Source organism: Streptomyces sp. NPDC092045, assembly GCF_044756005.1.
Lineage (GTDB): Bacteria > Actinomycetota > Actinomycetes > Streptomycetales > Streptomycetaceae > Streptomyces.
Genome location: NZ_JBIVSC010000006.1, coordinates 114,029 through 132,799 on the forward strand (window position 1 = coordinate 114,029; position 18,771 = coordinate 132,799).

Genomic DNA, 18,771 nt, shown 5'->3' on the forward strand with positions numbered 1-18,771 from the left:
ACGTCTTCATGGCGTTCACCCGTGCCACCGGGAAGCATCGTGGTCCGAGCCGGATGGCGCGCCGCGGCGCGGGCATCGCCGGAGTGGCGACCCTCGCCACCACCGGAGTCATCGGAACCCTGGCATCCCCGGCGCTCGCCGCCGACACGGACAACCGCTCCCCCGAGGACACCGGCCTCACCAAGGTGATCGCCGAGGACTCCCTCGTCGACCGGCTCAACGCCCAGGCCGACGCCCAGGACCGCGAGGCCTTCGAGGCCGTCGCCGAGCAGAAGGCCCAGGCCGAGGCGAAGCGCAAGGCCGAGGCCCGCGCCAAGGAGATCCGCGAGGAGCGGGCCCGCGCCGCCCGCGAGGCCGAGCGCCACCGCCTGAACTCCTTCCAGCTCCCCATCGCCGGCTCGTACGTCTCCACCGGCTACCGGACCGGCGGCTCGCTCTGGTCCTCCGGCAGCCACTCCGGCGTCGACTTCCACGCGGCCTACGGCAGCCGGGTCGTCTCCGTCGGCTCCGGCACCGTCGTCGAGGCCGGCTGGGGCGGCGCGTACGGCAACAACATCGTCATCCGGATGCACGACGGCACGTACACCCAGTACGGTCACCTCTCCTCCATCGGGGTGTACGTCGGCCAGACCGTCGAGCCGGGCCAGCAGATCGGCATCTCGGGCTCGACCGGCAACTCGACCGGGCCGCACCTCCACTTCGAGGCGCGCACGGGCGCCGACTACGGCTCCGACATCAACCCGATCTCCTACCTCCGCGCCCGCGGCGTCGCCGTCTGACCCGGCGTCCCGCGCGCCCCCGGCCCCCGGGCCCCCCGCGTGGCAAAAGCCCCGGCTCGTACTGAGCCGGGGCTTTTCGCCGTCCTGCCGTCGGCCAAAAGGCCGTCATGGATTCCGATGGGGCATCGGAAATTCCGGCGGGCTGCAATAGAGTCGCGGACCAGGCGCAGAACAGGCGCCGCTCGAATTGTCTCGCGCGGACCAAGGCGGAGGTCGGACATGCGCATTCCCGCGCATTCGGTGTGCACGGCGATCCGGGACGACATCGTCTCCGGCGTCTTCGAGCGGGGCGGCCGGCTGACCGAGGAGCAGCTCGCCCGCCGGTACGGGGTCTCCCGCGTCCCGGTCCGCGAGGCGCTGCGCACCCTGGAGTCCGAGGGCTTCGTCCTCACCCGCCGCCACGCGGGCGCGCACGTCGCCGAGCCCACCGAGCAGGAGGCGGCCGACCTGCTCGACATGCGGTCGCTGCTCGAACCGCTGGGGGCCGCGCGGGCCGCGCAGCGGCGCACCGAAGCCCACCTCAAGGTGCTGCGCGGCCTGGTCAGGCTGGGCCAGGAGCGGGCCAGGCGCGGTCAGGGCGAGGACCTGCGCTCGCTGGGCGGCTGGTTCCACGAGACGCTCGCGCAGGCCTCCGGCAGTCCGCCGCTGACCGCGCTGCTCACCCAGCTGCGGCACAAGATCGCCTGGATGTACGCCGTCGAGCAGCCCGAGCGGCCGGTGGAGGCCTGGGCCGAGCACGGCGCGATCGTGGACGCGGTGGCGCGCGGCGACGCCGAGCGGGCGAGGGCCCTCACGGCGCTGCACGCGGAGCGCTCGCTGCCGCTGCACCGGCTCAAGAGGCCGGAGCGGGGGCGCGTGAGGGTTTCGCAACACGTCGTCAACACGACGAGCGTCCGGAATTAACACGCGCACCGTATACAAAGAATAGAAATTCCACAGGGCTTTTCGTGCTGCCCGGAAATAGGGGCGGCGGGGGATCGGGAGTGGAAAAGTGAAAGGCCGTGGCCGCCGGAATTCCGGCGGCCACGGCCTTTCGGTGTCATGGGAAGGGTCAGACGGTCTCGGGGAGCTCGTCCAGGCCCTCGGCGACCAGCTTCGCGAGGCGGTCCAGAGCGGCCTCGGCGCCCTCGGCGTCCGACGCGAGCACGATCTCCTCGCCGCCCTGCGCGCCCAGGCCGAGCACCGCGAGCATGGAGGCGGCGTTCACGGGAGTGCCGTCGGACTTGGCGATCGTCACCGGAACGCCGGAAGCCGTGGCGGCACGGACGAAGATGGACGCGGGGCGGGCGTGCAGGCCCTCGGCCCAGCCGACGTTGACGCGGCGCTCAGCCATGGTGTTGCCCTTCAAGTCTCAAGCGGGTTGTCTAGACCAGTCTCTCACGGGATGCGAGGTGCTCACGCCGACCTCCGGCCCGTACCGGACCGCCTCTCGGCTCCCCCCACCTTGCAACGCGCACCCCCGCCGCGCGACCGGTGCTCCCGGCGCGTCCCGGTCGTAGGCTGACCCCATGCAGAGCGCGTCGGAGCAGTCGGAAGCGGCGGAACCGCAGGCGGAGCCGGTACGGGCCGCACCACCGGAGCACGCCTACCCCGACCACTGGGAGGCGGACGTGGTGCTCCGCGACGGCGGCACCGCGCGCATCGGGCCCATCACCACCGACGACGCCGACCGGCTCGTCAGCTTCTACGAGCAGGTCTCGGACGAGTCGAAGTACTACCGCTTCTTCGCCCCCTACCCGCGCCTCTCCGCCAAGGACGTGCGCCGCTTCACCCACCACGACTTCGTGGACCGGGTGGGACTCGCGGCGACCGTCGGCGGCGAGTTCATCGCCACCGTCCGCTACGACCGCATCGACGACCGCGGCCTGCCCGCCTCCGCCCCGGCCGACGAGGCCGAGGTCGCCTTCCTCGTCCAGGACGCGCACCAGGGCCGGGGCGTCGCCTCCGCCCTGCTCGAACACATCGCGGCGGTGGCCCGCGAGCGGGGCATCCGGCGCTTCGCCGCCGAGGTGCTCCCCGCCAACACCAAGATGATCAAGGTCTTCACCGACGCGGGCTACACCCAGAAGCGCAGCTTCGAGGACGGCTCCGTACGGCTCCACCTCGACCTCGAACCCACCGACCGGTCCCTCGCAGTCCAGCGCGCCCGTGAGCAGCGCGCCGAGGCCCGCTCCGTCCAGCGGCTGCTCACGCCCGGCTCCGTCGCCGTGGTCGGCGCCGGCCGCACGCCCGGCGGCGTCGGCCGCACCGTCCTGCGCAACCTCCTCGGAGCGGGCTTCACCGGACGCGTGTACGCGGTGAACGCCGCGTTCCCCGAGACCGGCGACACCGGCGACGCAGGCCCGGCCCGCCTCGACGGGGTCCCCGCGTACCGCTCCGTCGGCGCCATCGGCGAGCCCGTGGACCTGGCGGTCGTCGCCGTCCCGGCCGAACGGGTGCCGGAGGCCGTCGCGGACTGCGGCGAGCACGGGGTGCGGGGCCTCGTCGTCCTCTCCGCCGGGTACGCCGAGAGCGGGCCGGAGGGCCGCGAGCGGCAGCGCCGGCTCGTGCGGCAGGCCCGCTCGTACGGCATGCGGATCATCGGGCCCAACGCCTTCGGCATCATCAACACCGCCGACGACGTCCGGCTCAACGCCTCGCTCGCGCCGCAGATGCCGGCCGCCGGTCGGATCGGGCTCTTCACCCAGTCCGGCGCGATCGGGATCGCCCTCCTCGCCGGACTGCACCGGCGGGGCGCCGGGCTCTCCTCCTTCATCTCGGCCGGCAACCGCGCCGACGTCTCCGGCAACGACTTCCTCCAGCACTGGTACGACGACCCCGGCACCGACGTCGTCCTCCTCTACCTGGAGTCGATCGGCAACCCCCGGAAGTTCACCCGGCTCGCCCGCCGCACCGCCGCCGTCAAGCCGGTCGTCGTCGTCAAGGGCGCCCGGCACAGCGGCAGCGCCCCGCCCGGCCACCGGGTGCCCGTCACCCGCATCCCGCACGCCACGGTCTCCGCGCTGCTCCGGCAGGCCGGGGTGATCCGCGTCGACACCGTCACCGAGCTCGTGGACGCCGGGCTGCTGCTCGCGGCCCAGCCGCTGCCCACCGGGCCCCGGGTCGCGATCCTCGGCAACTCCGAGTCGCTCGGCCTCCTCACGTACGACGCCTGCCTCACCGAGGGGCTGCGCCCGCTGCGGCCCCTCGACCTGACGACCGGGGCGGTGCCGGCGGACTTCCGGGACGCGCTGGCGGCGGCCCTCGCGGACGAGACCTCCGACGCGGTCGTCGTGACCGCGATCCCGTGGGTCGGCGAGGACGGCGCCACCGAGTCCGGCGACGGCGAGGTCCTCGCGGCGGCCCTCCGCGAGGCCGTCGCCTCCGCGCCCGCCCCGACGAAGCCGGTCGTCGTCGTCCACGTCGAGATGGGCGGCCTCGCGGAGGCCCTGGCGGTGGCGACGAGCACGAGGCCGCCGGCGGCGGGGCGGGGGACCGCCGGGGCGGATACGGGTACGGGCGGGAGCACGGGGACGGGCGCGGGGACCGGTCCCGGCGCGAGTGCTTCCGCACCCGCCACGCCGGCGCCTACGCCCGCCACGCCCGTATCCACCACGCCCGCCCCGGCACCCACGCCCGCCCCGGCACCCGCCCCGGCACCCACGCCCGCCCCGGCGTCCGCCGCCGAACCGGCGTCCGCCGCCGAACCGGCGTCCGCCGCCGAACCGGCGTCCGCCACCGAACCGGTGCCGCAGCCCGGGCCGGTCCGGAGCCCCGGGCCGGTCACCATCCCCGCCTATCCCGCCGCCGAACGGGCCGTACGGGCGCTCGCCGAGGCCGTGCGGTACGGGCAGTGGCGGCGGCAGGCGGCCGAGCCCGGGCGGGTGCCCGAGTACGAGGACATCGACGAGGCGGGGGCCGCCGCCCTGATCCGGCGGGTGCTCGGCGGCGCGGAGGCGGACCCGCGGGGCGTCACCCTCGGCACCGACCAGGCCGGCGAACTGCTGGCCCGGTACGGGATCACCGTCCTGCCGACCCTGCCCGCCCCCGCGCCCGACGCCGCCGTCGCGGCCGCCGCCCGGCTCGGCTACCCCGTCGCCCTCAAGACGACCGCGCCGCACCTCCGCCACCGCCCCGACCTCGGCGGCGTCCGGCTCGACCTGGCCACCGAGGAACAGCTCCGCACCGCCTACGCCGAGCTGACCGAGGTCCTCGGCAAGCCCGAGGAGCTCCAGCCGGTCGTCCAGGCCATGGTGCCCCGGGGCGTCGACACCGTCGTCCGCTCCGCCATCGACCCGGCCGTCGGCGCCGTCCTCTCCTTCGGCCTCTCGGGCGCGGCCTCCGAACTCCTCGGCGACACGGCCCACCGGCTGGTCCCGGCCACCGACCGGGACGTCGCGGAACTCGTCCGCTCCCTCCGGACCACCCCGCTCCTCTTCGGCTGGCGCGGCTCCGCCCCCGTCGACACCCCGGCCCTGGAGGAACTCCTCCTCCGGGTCTCCCGGCTCGTCGACGACCACCCCGAGGTGGTCGCCGTCTCCCTGGAGCCGGTGGTCGTCGCGCCCCGGGGCCTCTCCGTCCTCGGCGCGACCGTCCGCCTGGCCCCGCCCCCGCCCCGCACGGACCTCGGCCCGCGCAGCCTGCCGAACTACTGACGGAGGAGTCGGATGTCACAGCCCCCCGCCCTTCCCGCGCCCCCGCCGCCCCCGCAACCGGCCGAGCCGTCCTTACCCGGGGCTTAGGATGGAGTCCATGGCGAAGACCGGTACGACGACCCAGGGGCTGCGCGCGGCGATCGAGCGCAGCGGCTACTACCCGGCCCTCGTGGCCGAGGCGGTGGAGGCCGCCGTCGGCGGCGAGGCCGTCGCGTCGTACGTGGTGCACCAGGAGACCACCTTCGACGCGAACGAGGTCCGCCGCCACGTCACCGTCCTCGTCCTGACGCCGAACCGCTTCATCGTCAGCCACACCGACGAGCAGGCCGCCGACACCAGCTCCCCGACCCCGTACGCCACGACGTCCACCGAGTCCGTGAAGCTCGACCGGATCTCGTCGGTCGTCGTCAGCCGCGTGGTCGCCAACCCCGAGTCGTACACGCCGGGCACCCTGCCCCGCGAGGTGGTCCTCACCATCGGCTGGGGCGCCGTCTCCCGCATCGACCTGGAGCCCGCCGCCTGCGGCGACGCCAACTGCGACGCCGACCACGGCTACACCGGCAACGCCACCGCCGACGACCTCAGCCTGCGCGTGAGCGAGGCCGGGGACGGCCCGGACACCGTCCGGCAGACCCTCGCCTTCGCCCAGGCGCTCTCCGAAGCCACCGCGGCCACCGCCGCCACCGCCCGCTGATGGGACAGCCCGCCGCCGTGTCCCACGGCTGGCCCGACGACCCGGTCCCGCTCGCCCCGGAGACCGCGCCGGTGCCCGAGTACGCCACCGGCTCCCTCGGCGACCTCCTGCCGACGCTCGTCGCGGGCCAGGAGGTGCCCGGCTTCGCCCCGCGGATCGCCGAACTCGCCCCGGCCGACCGGAACTGCGTCTTCCTGATCGACGGGCTCGGCTGGGAGCAGATCAAGGACCACCCGGACGAGGCGCCCTACCTGACCTCGCTCCTCGGCTCCTCGCGGGGCGGCACGGGACGGCCGATCACCGCCGGCTTCCCCGCCACCACCGCGACCTCGCTGGCCTCCGTCGGCACCGGCCGCCACCCCGGCACCCACGGGCTGCCCGGCTACACCGTGCGCAACCCCGACACCGGCGAGCTGATGAACCAGCTGCGCTGGAAGCCGTGGACCGCGCCGCGCGTCTGGCAGCCGTACCCCACCGTCTTCCGGCTCGCCCACGAGGCCGGGATCCACACCGCCCAGGTGTCCTCCCCGATCTTCGAGCAGACCCCGCTCACCCAGATCGCGCTCAGCGGCGGGACGTTCCACGGACGGCTCTCCGGCGAGGAGCGCATGGACTTCGCCGCCGAGCAGCTCGCCGCCGGCGACCGCTCGCTGGTCTACACGTACTACAGCGAACTCGACGGCGCCGGGCACCGCTTCGGCATCGACTCCGACGCCTGGCGCGGCCAGCTCATGTTCGTCGACCGGCTCGTGCAGCGGCTCGCCGGGCAACTGCCGCCCCGCTCCGCCCTGTACGTCACGGCCGACCACGGCATGGTCGACATCCCCTTCGACGAGCGGCACCGCATCGACTTCGACGAGGACTGGGAGCTGCGCGCCGGCGTCGCCCTCCTCGGCGGCGAGGGACGCGCCCGCCACGTCTACGCCGTGCCCGGCGCCGAGGCGGACGTCCTCACCTGCTGGCGCGAGGTCGTCGGCGAGCAGTTCTGGGTCGCGAGCCGCGACGAGGCCATCGCCCTCGGCTGGTTCGGGGACGAGGTCGACGAGCGCGTGTACGGCCGGATCGGGGACGTCGTCGCGGCGGCCCACGACGACGTGGCCATCACGGCCTCCGTCAACGAGCCCCACGAGTCCGCGATGGCCGGCATGCACGGGTCCATGACCCCCGCCGAGCAGTTCGTCCCGCTGCTCGAAGTGCGCTCCTGACCCCCTCCCTCCCCTTCTTCTCCACGCCCCGAAAGGTCCCCGCCCCGTCATGCCCGAGCTGGTCTTCTTCTCCGGAACCATGGACTGCGGGAAGAGCACCCTGGCGCTCCAGATCGCCCACAACCGCGACGCGCGCGGCCTCCAGGGCGTGATCTTCACCCGTGACGACCGGGCGGGCGAGGGCAAGCTGTCCTCCCGGCTCGGCCTGGTCACGGAGGCGGTCGAGGCACCGCGCGGCATGGACGTGTACGCGTACCTCGTCGGCCAGCTCTCCCAGGGCGGCAAGGCCGACTACGTGATCGTGGACGAGGCGCAGTTCCTCGCCCCCGAGCAGATCGACCAGCTCGCCCGGATCGTCGACGACCTCGGACTGGACGTCTTCGCCTTCGGCATCACCACCGACTTCCGCACGAAGCTCTTCCCCGGTTCGCAGCGGCTGATCGAGCTGGCGGACCGCATAGAGCAGCTCCAGGTCGAGGCCCTGTGCTGGTGCGGTGCCCGGGCCACCCACAACGCCCGTACGGTGGGCGGGGAGATGGTCGTCGAGGGCGAGCAGGTCGTGGTCGGCGACGTGAACCGCCCGGCGGAGGAGATCGGTTACGAGGTCCTCTGCCGCCGCCACCACCGCAAGCGGATGACCGCGGCCTCGGCGCACGCGGGCGCCCTCTCCCCGGACGTCCTCCCGGTCAACCAGGCCTGACGCGTCTCCGGCCGGGCCGGGAACAGGGACTTCAGGGAGCCGGGACCGCCGGACGCCGGGACCGCCTGCCGTATCCCCCGTCCGGCGCCCTGCCCGGACGGGGCCCGACGACCGGACCCGACGCCTCCGCCCGGCCGGGACCCACCGACCCCCGTGACGGTGGGTCCCGGCCGGGCGGGCCCGGCTCAGCGCCAGGTCTGGTAGCGGTTCCAGTAGCACGTGATCGTCCGCAGACCGTACTCGCTGTCGTCCAGGCACTCGCCGGTCGCCTGGCTCCGGAAGCTCACCCGGTCGCCGCTCTTGTGCGCGAACCAGCTCTGCTCGCGCGACGAGTCGCAGGCCCGGGTGGCGAGCGTGACGCCGTCGTCGTAGAGGCACTCGCCGGTCGCGAGGTTCCGGAGCTGACGGGTGCCGTCGTTCCAGACGTGCACGTTCCACTTCTGGTGGACGCCGCCGTTGCAGCCGTACCCGCGCAGGCCGTACTGCCGGCTGTCGTCGAGGCAGGACCCGGTGGCCATGTTCGCGAACGTCTGGACCACGTCGGCCGCGCCCAGGACGCCGGCGCCGGTGCCCGTCCCGGCGACCGCGATCGCCCGGGGCGCCGGCCGGTCCGCGGGACGGGCCGTCACCGCCGTGGCGCCGGTGGCAAGGACTCCGGCCGCGGCCAGAAGCACGAGTGCCCCCTTGTGGAAGGAACGCGCACGCATCTCTCTCCTCCTCTCGTCGTGCCGCCGCGAGCGACTCCGGCGGCTCCGCGCCGGACCGGGCCCGGCTCCGCGCCGGTCGGCTCGTGGCGCGGCCGGTCGGCGCGGGCTCACCGTAGGCCCGGGGCCGGCGGCGGGGCCAAGCTTTCGAGCCCCGTCGAAACCATCGGCCCGCGCCCGGGCGGCGGCCGGTCAGAGGAGGCGCGCGCCCGGCTCCAGCAGGGCCCTGCCCATCGACGTCACGGTGTGGAGGACCGCCTTGCCCTCCCGCCGGGTGGCGACCAGACCGGCGCCGCGGAGCACGGAGGTGTGGTGGCTCACGGTCGCCGGCGAGATGCCGAGCCGGCGCGCCAGGTCGGTGGTGCTGCGGCCGTCCGCCGCCGCCTCCAGGACCGCGGCGCGCGTGCGCCCCAGCAGCTCCTCCAGCGCCCGCCCGGTGGACGCGTCGGCGCCGTCCCACAGCGCGCCGCCCAGGGCGTCGGTGACGGTCGGGACGGCGAGGACGGGGGGTTCGGCCGGATCCAGGACGGACAGCATCAGTTCGGCCCGCCGGGTGGAGAACAGCGTGGGGGCGATGACGAGGCCGCGCCCGTCCAGACGGACGTCCGCCTCGTGCGGGTGCTCCAGTTCGAGGACCGGCGGCCGCCAGCGCAGCATCGGGCCGCCCAGGGTCTTCAGCAGGTGCTCGACCCCGCCCTCGGCCATCGCGTTCGCGTACGCGGCGCGGGCCTCGGCCAGGTGCGAGCGCACCCTGTTCCCGTACGGGGCGACGGCCACGCCGTGGCAGGCCCGCAGGGCCGCGGTGACCTGGAGCCACGTCTCGCGGTCGCCGTCCACCAGGTTGCGGGCCCAGGCGCGGTGGGCGGGCCGGAAGCTGATGTGCTCGAACTCGGCGCGGAGCAGGGCGCGGGGAGCGCTCAGCAGCCGTTCCACCGCCTCCTCGACGCATCCCGAGTCGCCCGCCAGGCTCCTCACGTCGAGGTCGGGGCCCCGGGGCGGCAGCAGCGCGAGGAGGGGCCGCGCCCGTTCGTCCAGGCGCCCCCGGACCGCGACCCGCCAGCGCCGGAAGGCGAGGCCGGCGTCGGGGGCGTGCAGCAGCTTCACGCTGTCGAGCGTCTCGGCCGCCGTACCGATCGTCGCGGCCAGCCGGGTCCGCATGAGGTCCTGGGCCGTGAAGTGGATCCGTTTCACCGGGCGTTCCGTTCCCGCGTTCTCGTCCGCACACGCCAGTCTCGGATCCGGGCCGGTGGCCGCACAACGCTCCATCAGGCCAGACGCCGCCCGGCCCCGCCGAGGACGCGCCCCCGCCCGCTCCGGACCGGTGGCCCCACGACGCTCCATCAGGCCAGACGCCGCCCGGCCCCGCCGAGGACGCGCCCCCGCCCGCCGGCGCCGTGGCTCACCCGCGCACGGCGGTCCGGCCCCCGGGCGGACCGGGGCGGCGACGAGCACGCCCGGTGCCCCGCGGGGGATTCATTCCGCCGGAGGCGCCGTCAGCGCGTCGAGCACGGCGCCGTTCACGGGCGCCGTCCCCGTCAGGGTGCCCAGCAGGGCCCGGGCCAGGACGGTCGCGGTGCCGACGCGGGTGTCCTCCCGCTCGTCGCCGGTGACCCTGTCGATCACGGCGTCCCGTACCGCCCGTGAGGCGTCGAGGTCCCCGAAGAGGTCGGGGAAGGAGAGCGCCGTCACGCACACGCCCACGTTGGCGGAGAGGATCGACCGGCCGGCCAGTTCGGGGGGCATGCGCAGGCGTCCGGCGTCGCGGCAGCGCTCCACGGCCTTCAGCAGGATCGCCCGGGCCTCCTCGACGGCCTGCGGCTTCGCGTCGCCCGTCGGCGCGAACATCAGGCGGTAGAGGTGCGGGTTGCGCAGCGCGAACGCGACGTGGCTGTCCCAGGCCGTGCGCAGGTCCGCCACCGGGTCGTCGGTGAGCGGGTTCCGCCTCTTCTCGGCGAGGAAGCGCGCGAAGCCGAGGTCGGCCACCGCCGTGAGCAGCCCCTGCTTGTCGCCGAACTGGCGGTAGATCTCGGGCATGCCGACCTTCGCCCGCTCGCAGATGGCCCGGGTCGAGATCGCCGCGGCGTCCTTGGTGGCGAGCAGTTCCTCGGTGGCTTCCAGGATGCGCTCTCGGGCCGTCGACATGCCTCCACGGTAGCAGCGCTAACAGGTCGGACCTGGGCGAATCCCTCTGGTGGGCCGGTGGCGCCGTAGCGGCGTCCGCATGCTTGTAATCAATGATTACGAACTGTGTTAGCGTTGAAAACGTTCGCGGGCGGCCCGTCGGAGCCGTCCCGCCCGACCGGAAGGAACCGCCATGACCGCGTCCACCACCCTGCGCCAGGTGATCGGCCTCCCCCAGGAGCCGCCGCGTCTGGGCGAGTCGGTCCTGATCATGATCGACTTCCAGAACACCTACCGCACCGGCGTCATGCGGCTCGACGGGGCCGAGGAGGCCGTGGCCGCCGGCGCCCGGCTGCTCGCGGCCGCCCGCGCCGCGGGGACGCCCGTCGTCCACGTCGTCAACGACGGCGGCGAGGGCACCCCGTACGACATCCGGGCCGAGATCGGATCCATCAGCGCCGAGGTCGCCCCCGTCGCGGGTGAGAAGGTGGTCGTCAAGCAGTTCCCCGACGCCTTCCGCGCCACGGACCTGGAGGAGACCCTGAAGGACCTCGGCGCCGGGCGCGACCTGGTCCTCGCCGGGTTCATGACCCACCTGTGCGTCCTGTTCACCGCCCAGGGCGCCTTCGGGCTCGGTTACCGCCCGGCCGTCGTCGCCGAGGCCACCGCCACCCGCCCCCTGGAGGCGCCGGACGGCACCGTCCTGCCCCCGGCCGTGCTGGCGACCGCGAGCCTGACGACGGTCTCCGACCTGTTCGGCACGGTGGTCCGCACGGTCGGCGAGCTCGTGGACCCGGTGCCGGTCGCCTGATCCGTCCGGGGCGCGCGGCACCGGGAGTTCACCCGGGGTGCGCCCGGACATCCCCCGCCGATCGATTGCGGGTCGCCCGCCTCGGCGGTAATGGCGTCCGGCCCGTGCGTGACGACCCCGCCTCCGGGCGTTCCGCGCCGTACGACCCCTGGAGGACGTGTGCCCCCCGCCGCCGCCGAGACCGTGCCCGACGAGGTCGGGACCGAGGAGGACGCGGGCCCCGGCCCCCGGGCCGGGGAGCTGGCCCGGGGAGCGCGGGCCGCGGGCGCCGCCGCCCTGCTCACCGCCGCGCTGTTCTGCCTCGCCACCGCGCTCTCCCGCAGCCACCCCTTCGGCCCGGTGACCAGGAACGTCGTCGACCTGGGCCAGCAGTACCTGCCGTACCACGCCTACTGGCGCTCCTTCCTGCTCGGCGAGACGCACGGCGACGCCTTCCTCAACTGGAACTCCGGCTTCGGTTCCAACTTCCTCGGCGACATCGGCACCTACCTGAGCAGCCCCGTCGACCTGCTCGTCGTGCTCTTCCCGGCGGACCGGATCGAACTCGCGCTGTACGCCGTCACCGCCGTCAAGATCACCGCCGCCGGGGCCGCCATGGCGGCCCTGCTCCTGCGGCTGCGTCCCGGGCCCTGGCCGGTCGCCGCCCTGCTCGGCACCGCGTACGCCCTCTCGGGCTGGACCTTCAACTTCGGCTCCACCGTCCCGATGTGGCTCGACGGGCTCGTCGCCCTCCCCCTGCTCTGCCTGGTCGGCGAGTGGGCCCGCACCGCCCGCCGCCCCGTCCTCGGACCGCTCGTCGTCGCCCTCGCCTGGACCGCCAACTTCTACACCGCGTACATGGCGACCCTCGGCGCGGCCGTCGTCCTCGCCGTCCGGCTGCTCACCGCCGAGGAGACCGCCACCGCCCGGCGGCGCCTCGCCGGGGCGCTGCGCGCCGCCCGGGGCGTCCTCATCGGCGTCGGACTCGCCGCACCGCTCGTCGCGGTCGTCTTCCTCGGCACGAAGACCGCCGACCCCACCCCGGAGGTCACCTTCGCGCCCGCGGCCTGGACGGACGTCCTCGCCCGGTTCCTGCCCGCCACCGCGAGCACGTCCAGCCCCGCGCTCTTCATCGGCACGCCCGCCCTGCTCCTCGCCCTGACCCTGCCCTTCAACCGGGCCGTCGCCCCGCGCGTCCGGGCCGCCCTCACGGCCGCCGTCGTCCTGGTGGCGCTCTCCCTCCAGTGGGAGCCCACCCATCTGCTCTGGCACGCGGGCGCCTCGCCCAACGGCGTCCCGTACCGCCAGGCCTTCGTCCTGTGCGGCCTGCTGCTGGTCGCGGCCTGGTTCTCGGTCGCCGGGGGAGTGCCCCGGCCGGCCGCGCTCCTCGCGGGCGGCGCCCTGCTCGGCGCCCTCGCGTGGGCGGCCCGGGGGAGCGTCGACATCGACCGGTGGACCTTCCCCGCCTTCGGCACGGCCGCGCTCCTGGCACTGGTCGCCGCCCTCCTCGCCCTGACGGCCGCCCGCAAGGGCCCCACCGGCGCCACCCGTCTTCCGTCCGCCCGCCTCCTGCCCCTCCTCGCCGTCCTCCTGCTCGTCGCCGCCCAGGCGGGCGAGGCGGCCGTCACCGGGAAGCGGATCGAGGAGCGGCAGCGCGACAAGGTCGCCTGGTCGCCCCGGACCGGGCCCTGGCACGAGGCCGCGGCGCGCGAGGCGGCCCGCGCGGACGCCTGGCCCCGCCACCGCACGGACCCCGGAGAGGTCCCCGGCGGCAACGACCCCCTCCTCGTCGGCGGGCAGGGCGCCGAGTACTACAGCAGCCTCACCTCCGAGGTGACCTCCCGGACCCTGATCTCCCTGGGCTTCGGCTCCTACGCCAAGGGACGCCACCCGGTCACCCTCGACAACCCCGTCACCGACGCCCTGTTCTCCGTCGGCACCCGCATCCGCTCGCGCCCCGCCGAGCCGGTGCGGAAGGACGCGCCGCCCCGCGCCGAGGTCACCGCCACCACCGTCCCCGTACCGCCCCTGGTCACCGTCCGCCCGTCGCCGCGACCGGCCGGACCCCCGGGGGACTCCGCCTTCGCCCGGCAGGAACGCCTGCTCGGCGCCTCCGTGTACGAGCTGCCCGCGCTCCGCCGCACCGGCGGCACCCTCACCGCCCGCTGTCCGGCCGGCTCCCAGGTCTGGTTCTGGGCGCCCGAGTACCGGGGCACGGCGGCCCTCGCGGGCGGGGAGCCCGTGACGTTCGACGGCAGGCCGCCGGCCGTCAGCGCGGCCATGGGCGCCCTCGGCACCGTGCCGGACTCCGGCGAGGTGCGGATCGCGCTCGGCCCCGGGGGCAGGGCGCGGCTGCCCGGGCAACCGGTCGGCTGCCTGGTCCGCGCCCGCCTCGACTCCGCCGTGGACCGGCTCACCGCCACCGGCGCCACCCGGGTGCGCACCACCGGACACACCGTCACCGCCGAGCTCCCGCCCGGCAGTACGGGCGTCGCCGTCCTCGCCGTACCCCGCGTCTCCGGCTGGAGGTGCGCCGCCGGAGACGCGGACCTCCGCCCCGCGCGCGCGTACGAGGGCCTCGTCGCCGTCCCCCTCGACGGGCGGACGGGCACGGTCCACTGCTCCTTCCGGCCGCCGGGCCTCGCACTCGGCGGCGCCGTCGGCGCGGGCGCGCTCCTCGCGCTCGCGGCGACGGGGCTCCCGCACCGGAGGCGGACCCGTGGCTGACGGGCCGGTCCGGGTTCCCCGGGAGGACGGGAAGAGTTCACCCGGCGTGCAGGCGGGGCTCGTCCGCAGGGAGGAGCGGAGCGTTACCGTACCCGCCGTCCACGGCGTCCAACAGATCGATCCAGTGTGGGGAAACCGAGTGCCGAAACTGTCCGTCGTCGTACCGTTCCACAACGTCGGGGCCTACGCCCCCGACACCCTGCGCAGTCTCGCGAACAACGCGGACCCCGCATTCGAGTTCCTGCTGGTCGACGACTGCTCGACGGACGACACCCCGGAGATCCTCGACCGCTGGCGCGACCGCCTGCCGAACGCCACCGTCATCCGGCACGAGACCAACCGGGGCGTCGCCCAGGCGCGCAACACCGGGATCGACGCGGCGCGCGGCGACTACCTCACCTTCCTCGACGGGGACGACTGGTACGCGCCCGGCCACCTGAGCGCCGCCGTCGCCGGCATCTCCCGTCTGGGCTGCGACTTCGCCCGCACCGACCACGTCCTGTCGGAGGGCCGGAAGCGCCAGATCCGCTACGCCCCCGCCCAGCGGCGCGACACCGTGATGGACCCCAGGGACGGCATCGCGCCGGCCAGCATGGTGACGATGGTGGACTACCCCTTCGTCCCCTTCGGCATCTACAGCAGCCACCTCTTCGCGAACGGCGGATCCCGTTTCGAGACGTCCCTGAGGACCGCCGAGGACCGCCTCTGGGTCTGGCGCCTCCACCTCAGAGCCCGCACGTTCGCCGCGCTCTCCCTGCACGGCGTCTTCTACCGGCGGGGCGTCACCACCTCGCTCACCCAGATCACCGACAACCGGCAGCTGGACTTCATCCCCTCGTACGACCTCCTGCTCGACGAGGTCTCCCGGGACGCCGAGGCGGACCGGTTCCTGCCGAAGGCGGTCCGCACGTACTGCGCGATGATCGCCTTCCACATGGGCAAGGTCGCCGCCTACGACCCCGCCGTCGCCAAGCAGCTGCGCGCCGACGTCGGCGACGCGCTGCGCCGGATGCCGCAGCGGGTCCTCGACGAGACCCTCGCCACCATCGACACCCGGCGCGGCACCCTCCTCCGGAGCCTGCGCGAGACCGGAAGGACCGCCTGACCCATGGCCCCCGACACGGCCCCCGAGAAGGCTCCCGGCACGGACCCCGCCCCGGCCCCCGACGCCCGCCCCGTCCAGATCTTCCAGGTGTCCACCCTCTACGGCGCCGCCACCCTGGCCGCCGCCCTCGACGCCGGGCAGTTCGGCCCCCGTGAGGACGTCCGCCGGCTCCTCCTCGTCTCGCACAACGCCGAGATCCCGGAGACCGCGCTGCGCCTGGAGACCATGACCGGCTACGGACGGATCGCCGCCCGCTTCGACGGCACCCTCGACTGGAACGCGACGATCCACCCGTACCACCCCGCAGCCTGGGCCCCCCGCCCCGAGGAGGCCCCGCTCTGGCAGCGCGTGCTGCGCACCGCCTGGGACCTCGGCGACGCCCCGGTGGAACTGGTCGTCGAGTCCATCCAGGTCAACCCCGCGAAGGCGCTCGCCGGCGCCTTCCCCGAGAGCTCCCTGCACGTCTACGCCGACGGCCTGATGAGCTACGGCCCCACCCGCAACGACCTCGCCCAGTCGATCGCCTGCCGCATCCGGCGGGTCCTCCACCTCGACCTGGTGCCCGGCCTGCGCCCCCTCCTCCTGAGCGAGTACGGCGTCGAGCCCGAGCTCGTCCCCGACGACGCCTTCCGCGCCGTCCTCGCCGAGATCGCCGAGGAGGCCGCCGGCGACCCGGCGCTCGCGCGGGCGGCCGCCGCCGGGCCCACGGCCCTCCTGCTCGGCCAGTACCTCGCCGCGCTGAACCTCCTCACCGCCGAGGAGGAAGAGGAGCTGCACGTGCGGATGCTGCGCGGGGCGGCCGCCGCCGGACACCGCTCGATCGTCTTCAAGCCGCACCCGAGCGCCCCCGCCCGCTACTCCCGGGCCCTCGACGAGGAGGCGGAGCGGACCGGCGTGCGCCTCACGGTCCTCGACGGGCCGCTGCTCGCCGAGACCTTCTACGAGCGGTGCCGCCCCCGGCTCGTCGTCGGCTGCTTCTCCACGGCGATGCTCACCGCCGCCGTCCACTACGACGTGCCCGTCGCGCGCGTGGGCACGGCCGAGGTCCTCGCACGGCTCACCCCCTTCGAGAACAGCAACCGCATCCCGCTCACCGTCGTCGACCACCTCGTCGCGGACCTGGAGCGGGGCGAGGAGCCCGCCGTCCCCGGCCCGGCCCCCGCCTCGCTCACGCCCCTGGTCCGGGCCGTCGGCTACTGCATGCGGCACGGCAGCCACCCGGGGCTCCGGGAGGAGGCCACCCGCTTCCTGGCCGCCCACCACGACGCCCCCGGCACCGCGCACCACTTCGACGCCGAACGGCTGACCCTGCTCGGCCTGCCGGGCGGGGCGGCCGGACCGGCCCCGGGCCCCGCGTCCCGGCTGCGCCGGAGCCTCGCCCGGAGCCGCCGCGGCTGACCGTCCGGGGCCGCCCGCGCACGCGTGCCGCTCCGGTCAGCGCCCGACGGACCTGACCAGGGTGAAGACCGCGCCCTCCGGGTCCGCCACCACGGCGAGCCGCCCCGCCGTGGCGTCGCGCGGCGGGGACAGGACCCGGCCGCCGAGCTCCACGACGAGCCGGGCGGCCGCGTCCACGTCGGCCACCTCGAAGTACGTCATCCAGTGCGGGCCCCGGCCCCGGGGCAGCGCGTCGCCGACGCCGTGCAGGGAGGCCACGGGGGTCCCGTCCACGAAGAGCGTCGCGTAGTCGTCCCCGGGCGGGCCGGCCGGCTCCAGCTCGAAACCGAAGACCGACCGGTAGAACCTGCCGATCGACGCCTCGTACGTGAGCAGCTCGTTCCACACCGGGGTCCCCGGCGGTCCCGCCGTCGCCGTGCCGTGGTGCGCCTCGGCCTGCCAGACGCCGAAGACCGCGCCGGCCGGGTCCGAGCAGATCGCCATGCGGCCCGCCTCGCCCGCGTCCAGCGGGCCCACCGCGACGGTCCCGCCGCAGCCCCGGACGCCCTCGGCGGTCTGGTCGGCGTCCTGGGAGGCCAGGTAGGGGGTCCAGGCGATGCGCAGGTGCCGGTCGACCGGCAGCCGGCCGATGCCCGCCACCTCCTTGCCGCCGAGCAGGGCGCGCACGTACGGGCCGAGCTGCTCGGGACCGGGCGCGAACTCCCAGCCGAAAAGCGCTTGGTAGAACTCCTGCGTGGCGTCAAGCCCGTGCACCATCAGGCTCACCCAACAGGGTGTGCCGGGTGGGCGCCGAGTCGCCTCGGTCATCGTCACCCTCTCCTCGGACCATCGTCGTGGCCGTGCCCCCTTCCGGCGGTGAAACCGGTGGTGGCGCGGTGCGCCCCGGACGCACCACGTCGTGGCGCGCTTCCGCGGGGAAGACGCCGGGTCCGTCCCGCGCGGCCGTGCGGCTGCGCGAGTATGGCATCCATGAAGCCCATCATCTCCGCAAGCGAACTGCTGAGCGAGTCGGCCGGGGTCCGGCCGCCGGTCCTCCTGGACGTCCGCTGGGCGCTCGGCGGGCCGCCCGGACGGCCCGCCTACGAGGCCGGCCACCTGCCCGGAGCGGTCTACGTCGACCTGGACACCGAACTCGCGGGGCCGCCCGGGAGCGGCGGCCGCCACCCGCTGCCCGACCCGGAGGCCTTCGGCGCCGCGATGCGCCGCGCGGGCGTCTCGGCGGACCGGCCGGTCGTCGTCTACGACGGCGGCTCCGGCTGGGGCGCCGCCCGCGCCTGGTGGCTGCTCCGCTGGGCGGGCCACCCGGACGTGCGGGTCCTGGACGGGGGCCTCGCGGCCTGGACGGGCGAGCTGACGGAGAAGGTCCCGGCGCCCGGGCCGGGCGACTTCCGGCCCCGGCCGGGCGCCCTCGGCCTGCTCGACGCCGACGGGGCGGCGGCGTTCGCCCGCTCGGGCCTGCTCCTGGACGCGCGGGCGGCCGAGCGCTACCGCGGGGACGTGGAGCCGATCGACCGCGTCGGCGGGCACATCCCGGGCGCGGTCTCGGCCCCGACGACCGGGAACGTCGACGCCGGGGGGCTCTTCCTGGCCGCCGACGCCCTGCGGGACCGGTTCGCCGCGCTGGGCGCGGCCGGGGGGACGCCGGTCGCGGTCTACTGCGGCTCCGGCGTCTCCGGCGCCCACGAGGTCCTCGCCCTGGAGATCGCCGGCATCCCGGCCTCCCTCTACGCGGGCTCCTGGTCGGAGTGGTCCGCCGACCCGTCCCGCCCGGTGGCCACGGGCCCGGACCCGGAGTAGCGGGGGGGGGGGGGCCCCCCCCCCCGGGGGCCCCCCCCCCCCGCCCGCGGGGGCCCCCCCCCCCCCGCGGGGGGGGCCCCCCCCCCGGGGGCGCCCCCGCCCCCCCCCCCCCCCCCG

The 18,771-nt window shown here is 75.5% G+C and carries 16 protein-coding genes; 11 read left to right on the forward strand and 5 right to left on the reverse strand.

The genetic code is table 11. The annotated features are described in order from the left end of the window. The first annotated feature begins 8 nt into the window (after window positions 1-8). Window positions 9-779: a M23 family metallopeptidase gene (locus ACIQKA_RS18465; protein ID WP_402541540.1), complete on the forward strand. Its 771-nt coding sequence runs from the start codon at window positions 9-11 to the stop codon at window positions 777-779. 219 nt (window positions 780-998) lie between these two features. Beyond that, on the forward strand, window positions 999-1,682 hold the full coding sequence (locus ACIQKA_RS18470) for a GntR family transcriptional regulator (RefSeq protein WP_402541542.1): 684 nt from the start codon (window positions 999-1,001) through the stop codon (window positions 1,680-1,682). A gap of 148 nt (window positions 1,683-1,830) precedes the next feature. On the opposite strand, the gene ACIQKA_RS18475 is transcribed toward ACIQKA_RS18470, so the two are convergent. Continuing rightward, complete coding sequence (locus tag ACIQKA_RS18475; protein ID WP_030222698.1) at window positions 1,831-2,112, reverse strand: HPr family phosphocarrier protein; 282 nt, start codon at window positions 2,110-2,112, stop codon at window positions 1,831-1,833. Window positions 2,113-2,287: 175 nt separating this feature from the next. On the opposite strand from ACIQKA_RS18475, the gene ACIQKA_RS18480 reads away from it, so the two are divergent. From ACIQKA_RS18480 to ACIQKA_RS18495, 4 genes are all read left to right on the forward strand, one after another. Continuing rightward, a complete protein-coding gene (locus ACIQKA_RS18480) occupies window positions 2,288-5,413 on the forward strand; it encodes a GNAT family N-acetyltransferase (RefSeq protein WP_402541544.1) in 3,126 nt (1,041 codons plus the stop codon). A 97-nt stretch (window positions 5,414-5,510) separates the two neighbouring features. Further along, entirely contained in the window at window positions 5,511-6,107 is a 597-nt protein-coding gene (locus tag ACIQKA_RS18485) for a DUF5998 family protein (protein WP_366378143.1), read from the forward strand. Then, complete coding sequence (locus ACIQKA_RS18490) at window positions 6,107-7,312, forward strand: alkaline phosphatase family protein (protein WP_383159403.1); 1,206 nt, start codon at window positions 6,107-6,109, stop codon at window positions 7,310-7,312. The genes ACIQKA_RS18485 and ACIQKA_RS18490 overlap by 1 nt, the downstream gene beginning before the upstream one ends. A 49-nt stretch (window positions 7,313-7,361) precedes the next feature. Further along, on the forward strand, window positions 7,362-8,012 hold the full coding sequence (locus ACIQKA_RS18495) for a thymidine kinase (protein ID WP_383159406.1): 651 nt from the start codon (window positions 7,362-7,364) through the stop codon (window positions 8,010-8,012). 185 nt (window positions 8,013-8,197) lie between these two features. Here ACIQKA_RS18495 and ACIQKA_RS18500 read toward each other — a convergent pair whose 3' ends face one another. The 3 genes from ACIQKA_RS18500 to ACIQKA_RS18510 all read right to left on the reverse strand — a co-directional run bounded on the left by ACIQKA_RS18500 (window position 8,198) and on the right by ACIQKA_RS18510 (window position 10,858). Beyond that, complete coding sequence (locus tag ACIQKA_RS18500; protein ID WP_402541547.1) at window positions 8,198-8,719, reverse strand: RICIN domain-containing protein; 522 nt, start codon at window positions 8,717-8,719, stop codon at window positions 8,198-8,200. Window positions 8,720-8,908: 189 nt separating this feature from the next. Further along, entirely contained in the window at window positions 8,909-9,907 is a 999-nt protein-coding gene (locus ACIQKA_RS18505) for an ArsR/SmtB family transcription factor (protein ID WP_383159410.1), read from the reverse strand. Between the two features lie 282 nt (window positions 9,908-10,189). Beyond that, the gene (locus ACIQKA_RS18510) at window positions 10,190-10,858 is read right to left on the reverse strand and encodes a TetR/AcrR family transcriptional regulator (protein WP_383159413.1); all 669 of its coding nucleotides are present in this window, start codon (window positions 10,856-10,858) and stop codon (window positions 10,190-10,192) included. Window positions 10,859-11,030: 172 nt separating this feature from the next. On the opposite strand from ACIQKA_RS18510, the gene ACIQKA_RS18515 reads away from it, so the two are divergent. From ACIQKA_RS18515 to ACIQKA_RS18530, 4 genes are all read left to right on the forward strand, one after another. Then, window positions 11,031-11,648, forward strand: a complete 618-nt coding sequence (locus ACIQKA_RS18515; RefSeq protein ID WP_402541549.1) for an isochorismatase family protein — start codon at window positions 11,031-11,033, stop codon at window positions 11,646-11,648. A gap of 159 nt (window positions 11,649-11,807) precedes the next feature. Further along, window positions 11,808-14,354, forward strand: coding sequence for a YfhO family protein (locus ACIQKA_RS18520; RefSeq protein ID WP_402541551.1), 2,547 nt, complete (start codon window positions 11,808-11,810; stop codon window positions 14,352-14,354). 139 nt (window positions 14,355-14,493) lie between these two features. Continuing rightward, entirely contained in the window at window positions 14,494-15,459 is a 966-nt protein-coding gene (locus tag ACIQKA_RS18525; RefSeq protein WP_390111681.1) for a glycosyltransferase family 2 protein, read from the forward strand. A 3-nt stretch (window positions 15,460-15,462) separates the two neighbouring features. After that, the gene (locus ACIQKA_RS18530) at window positions 15,463-16,857 is read left to right on the forward strand and encodes a polysialyltransferase family glycosyltransferase (protein WP_391096302.1); all 1,395 of its coding nucleotides are present in this window, start codon (window positions 15,463-15,465) and stop codon (window positions 16,855-16,857) included. Window positions 16,858-16,893: 36 nt separating this feature from the next. On the opposite strand, the gene ACIQKA_RS18535 is transcribed toward ACIQKA_RS18530, so the two are convergent. Continuing rightward, window positions 16,894-17,664 (reverse strand): VOC family protein, encoded by a 771-nt coding sequence (locus ACIQKA_RS18535; protein WP_383159422.1) that lies wholly within the window; start codon window positions 17,662-17,664, stop codon window positions 16,894-16,896. Window positions 17,665-17,826: 162 nt separating this feature from the next. Between ACIQKA_RS18535 and ACIQKA_RS18540 the strand changes: the two genes are divergently transcribed. After that, window positions 17,827-18,654, forward strand: coding sequence for a sulfurtransferase (locus tag ACIQKA_RS18540; RefSeq protein ID WP_383159425.1), 828 nt, complete (start codon window positions 17,827-17,829; stop codon window positions 18,652-18,654). Window positions 18,655-18,771 lie beyond the last annotated feature (117 nt).

What these genes read in the sequence shown, in the direction of transcription:
- ACIQKA_RS18465 (WP_402541540.1), top strand. Translation starts at nt 9, where the DNA reads ATGGCGTTCACCCGTGCCACCGGGAAGCATCGTGGTCCGAGCCGGATG.
- ACIQKA_RS18470 (WP_402541542.1), top strand. Translation starts at nt 999, where the DNA reads ATGCGCATTCCCGCGCATTCGGTGTGCACGGCGATCCGGGACGACATC.
- ACIQKA_RS18475 (WP_030222698.1), bottom strand. Translation starts at nt 2,112, where the DNA reads ATGGCTGAGCGCCGCGTCAACGTCGGCTGGGCCGAGGGCCTGCACGCC.
- ACIQKA_RS18480 (WP_402541544.1), top strand. Translation starts at nt 2,288, where the DNA reads ATGCAGAGCGCGTCGGAGCAGTCGGAAGCGGCGGAACCGCAGGCGGAG.
- ACIQKA_RS18485 (WP_366378143.1), top strand. Translation starts at nt 5,511, where the DNA reads ATGGCGAAGACCGGTACGACGACCCAGGGGCTGCGCGCGGCGATCGAG.
- ACIQKA_RS18490 (WP_383159403.1), top strand. Translation starts at nt 6,107, where the DNA reads ATGGGACAGCCCGCCGCCGTGTCCCACGGCTGGCCCGACGACCCGGTC.
- ACIQKA_RS18495 (WP_383159406.1), top strand. Translation starts at nt 7,362, where the DNA reads ATGCCCGAGCTGGTCTTCTTCTCCGGAACCATGGACTGCGGGAAGAGC.
- ACIQKA_RS18500 (WP_402541547.1), bottom strand. Translation starts at nt 8,719, where the DNA reads ATGCGTGCGCGTTCCTTCCACAAGGGGGCACTCGTGCTTCTGGCCGCG.
- ACIQKA_RS18510 (WP_383159413.1), bottom strand. Translation starts at nt 10,858, where the DNA reads ATGTCGACGGCCCGAGAGCGCATCCTGGAAGCCACCGAGGAACTGCTC.
- ACIQKA_RS18515 (WP_402541549.1), top strand. Translation starts at nt 11,031, where the DNA reads ATGACCGCGTCCACCACCCTGCGCCAGGTGATCGGCCTCCCCCAGGAG.
- ACIQKA_RS18530 (WP_391096302.1), top strand. Translation starts at nt 15,463, where the DNA reads ATGGCCCCCGACACGGCCCCCGAGAAGGCTCCCGGCACGGACCCCGCC.
- ACIQKA_RS18535 (WP_383159422.1), bottom strand. Translation starts at nt 17,664, where the DNA reads ATGACCGAGGCGACTCGGCGCCCACCCGGCACACCCTGTTGGGTGAGC.
- ACIQKA_RS18540 (WP_383159425.1), top strand. Translation starts at nt 17,827, where the DNA reads ATGAAGCCCATCATCTCCGCAAGCGAACTGCTGAGCGAGTCGGCCGGG.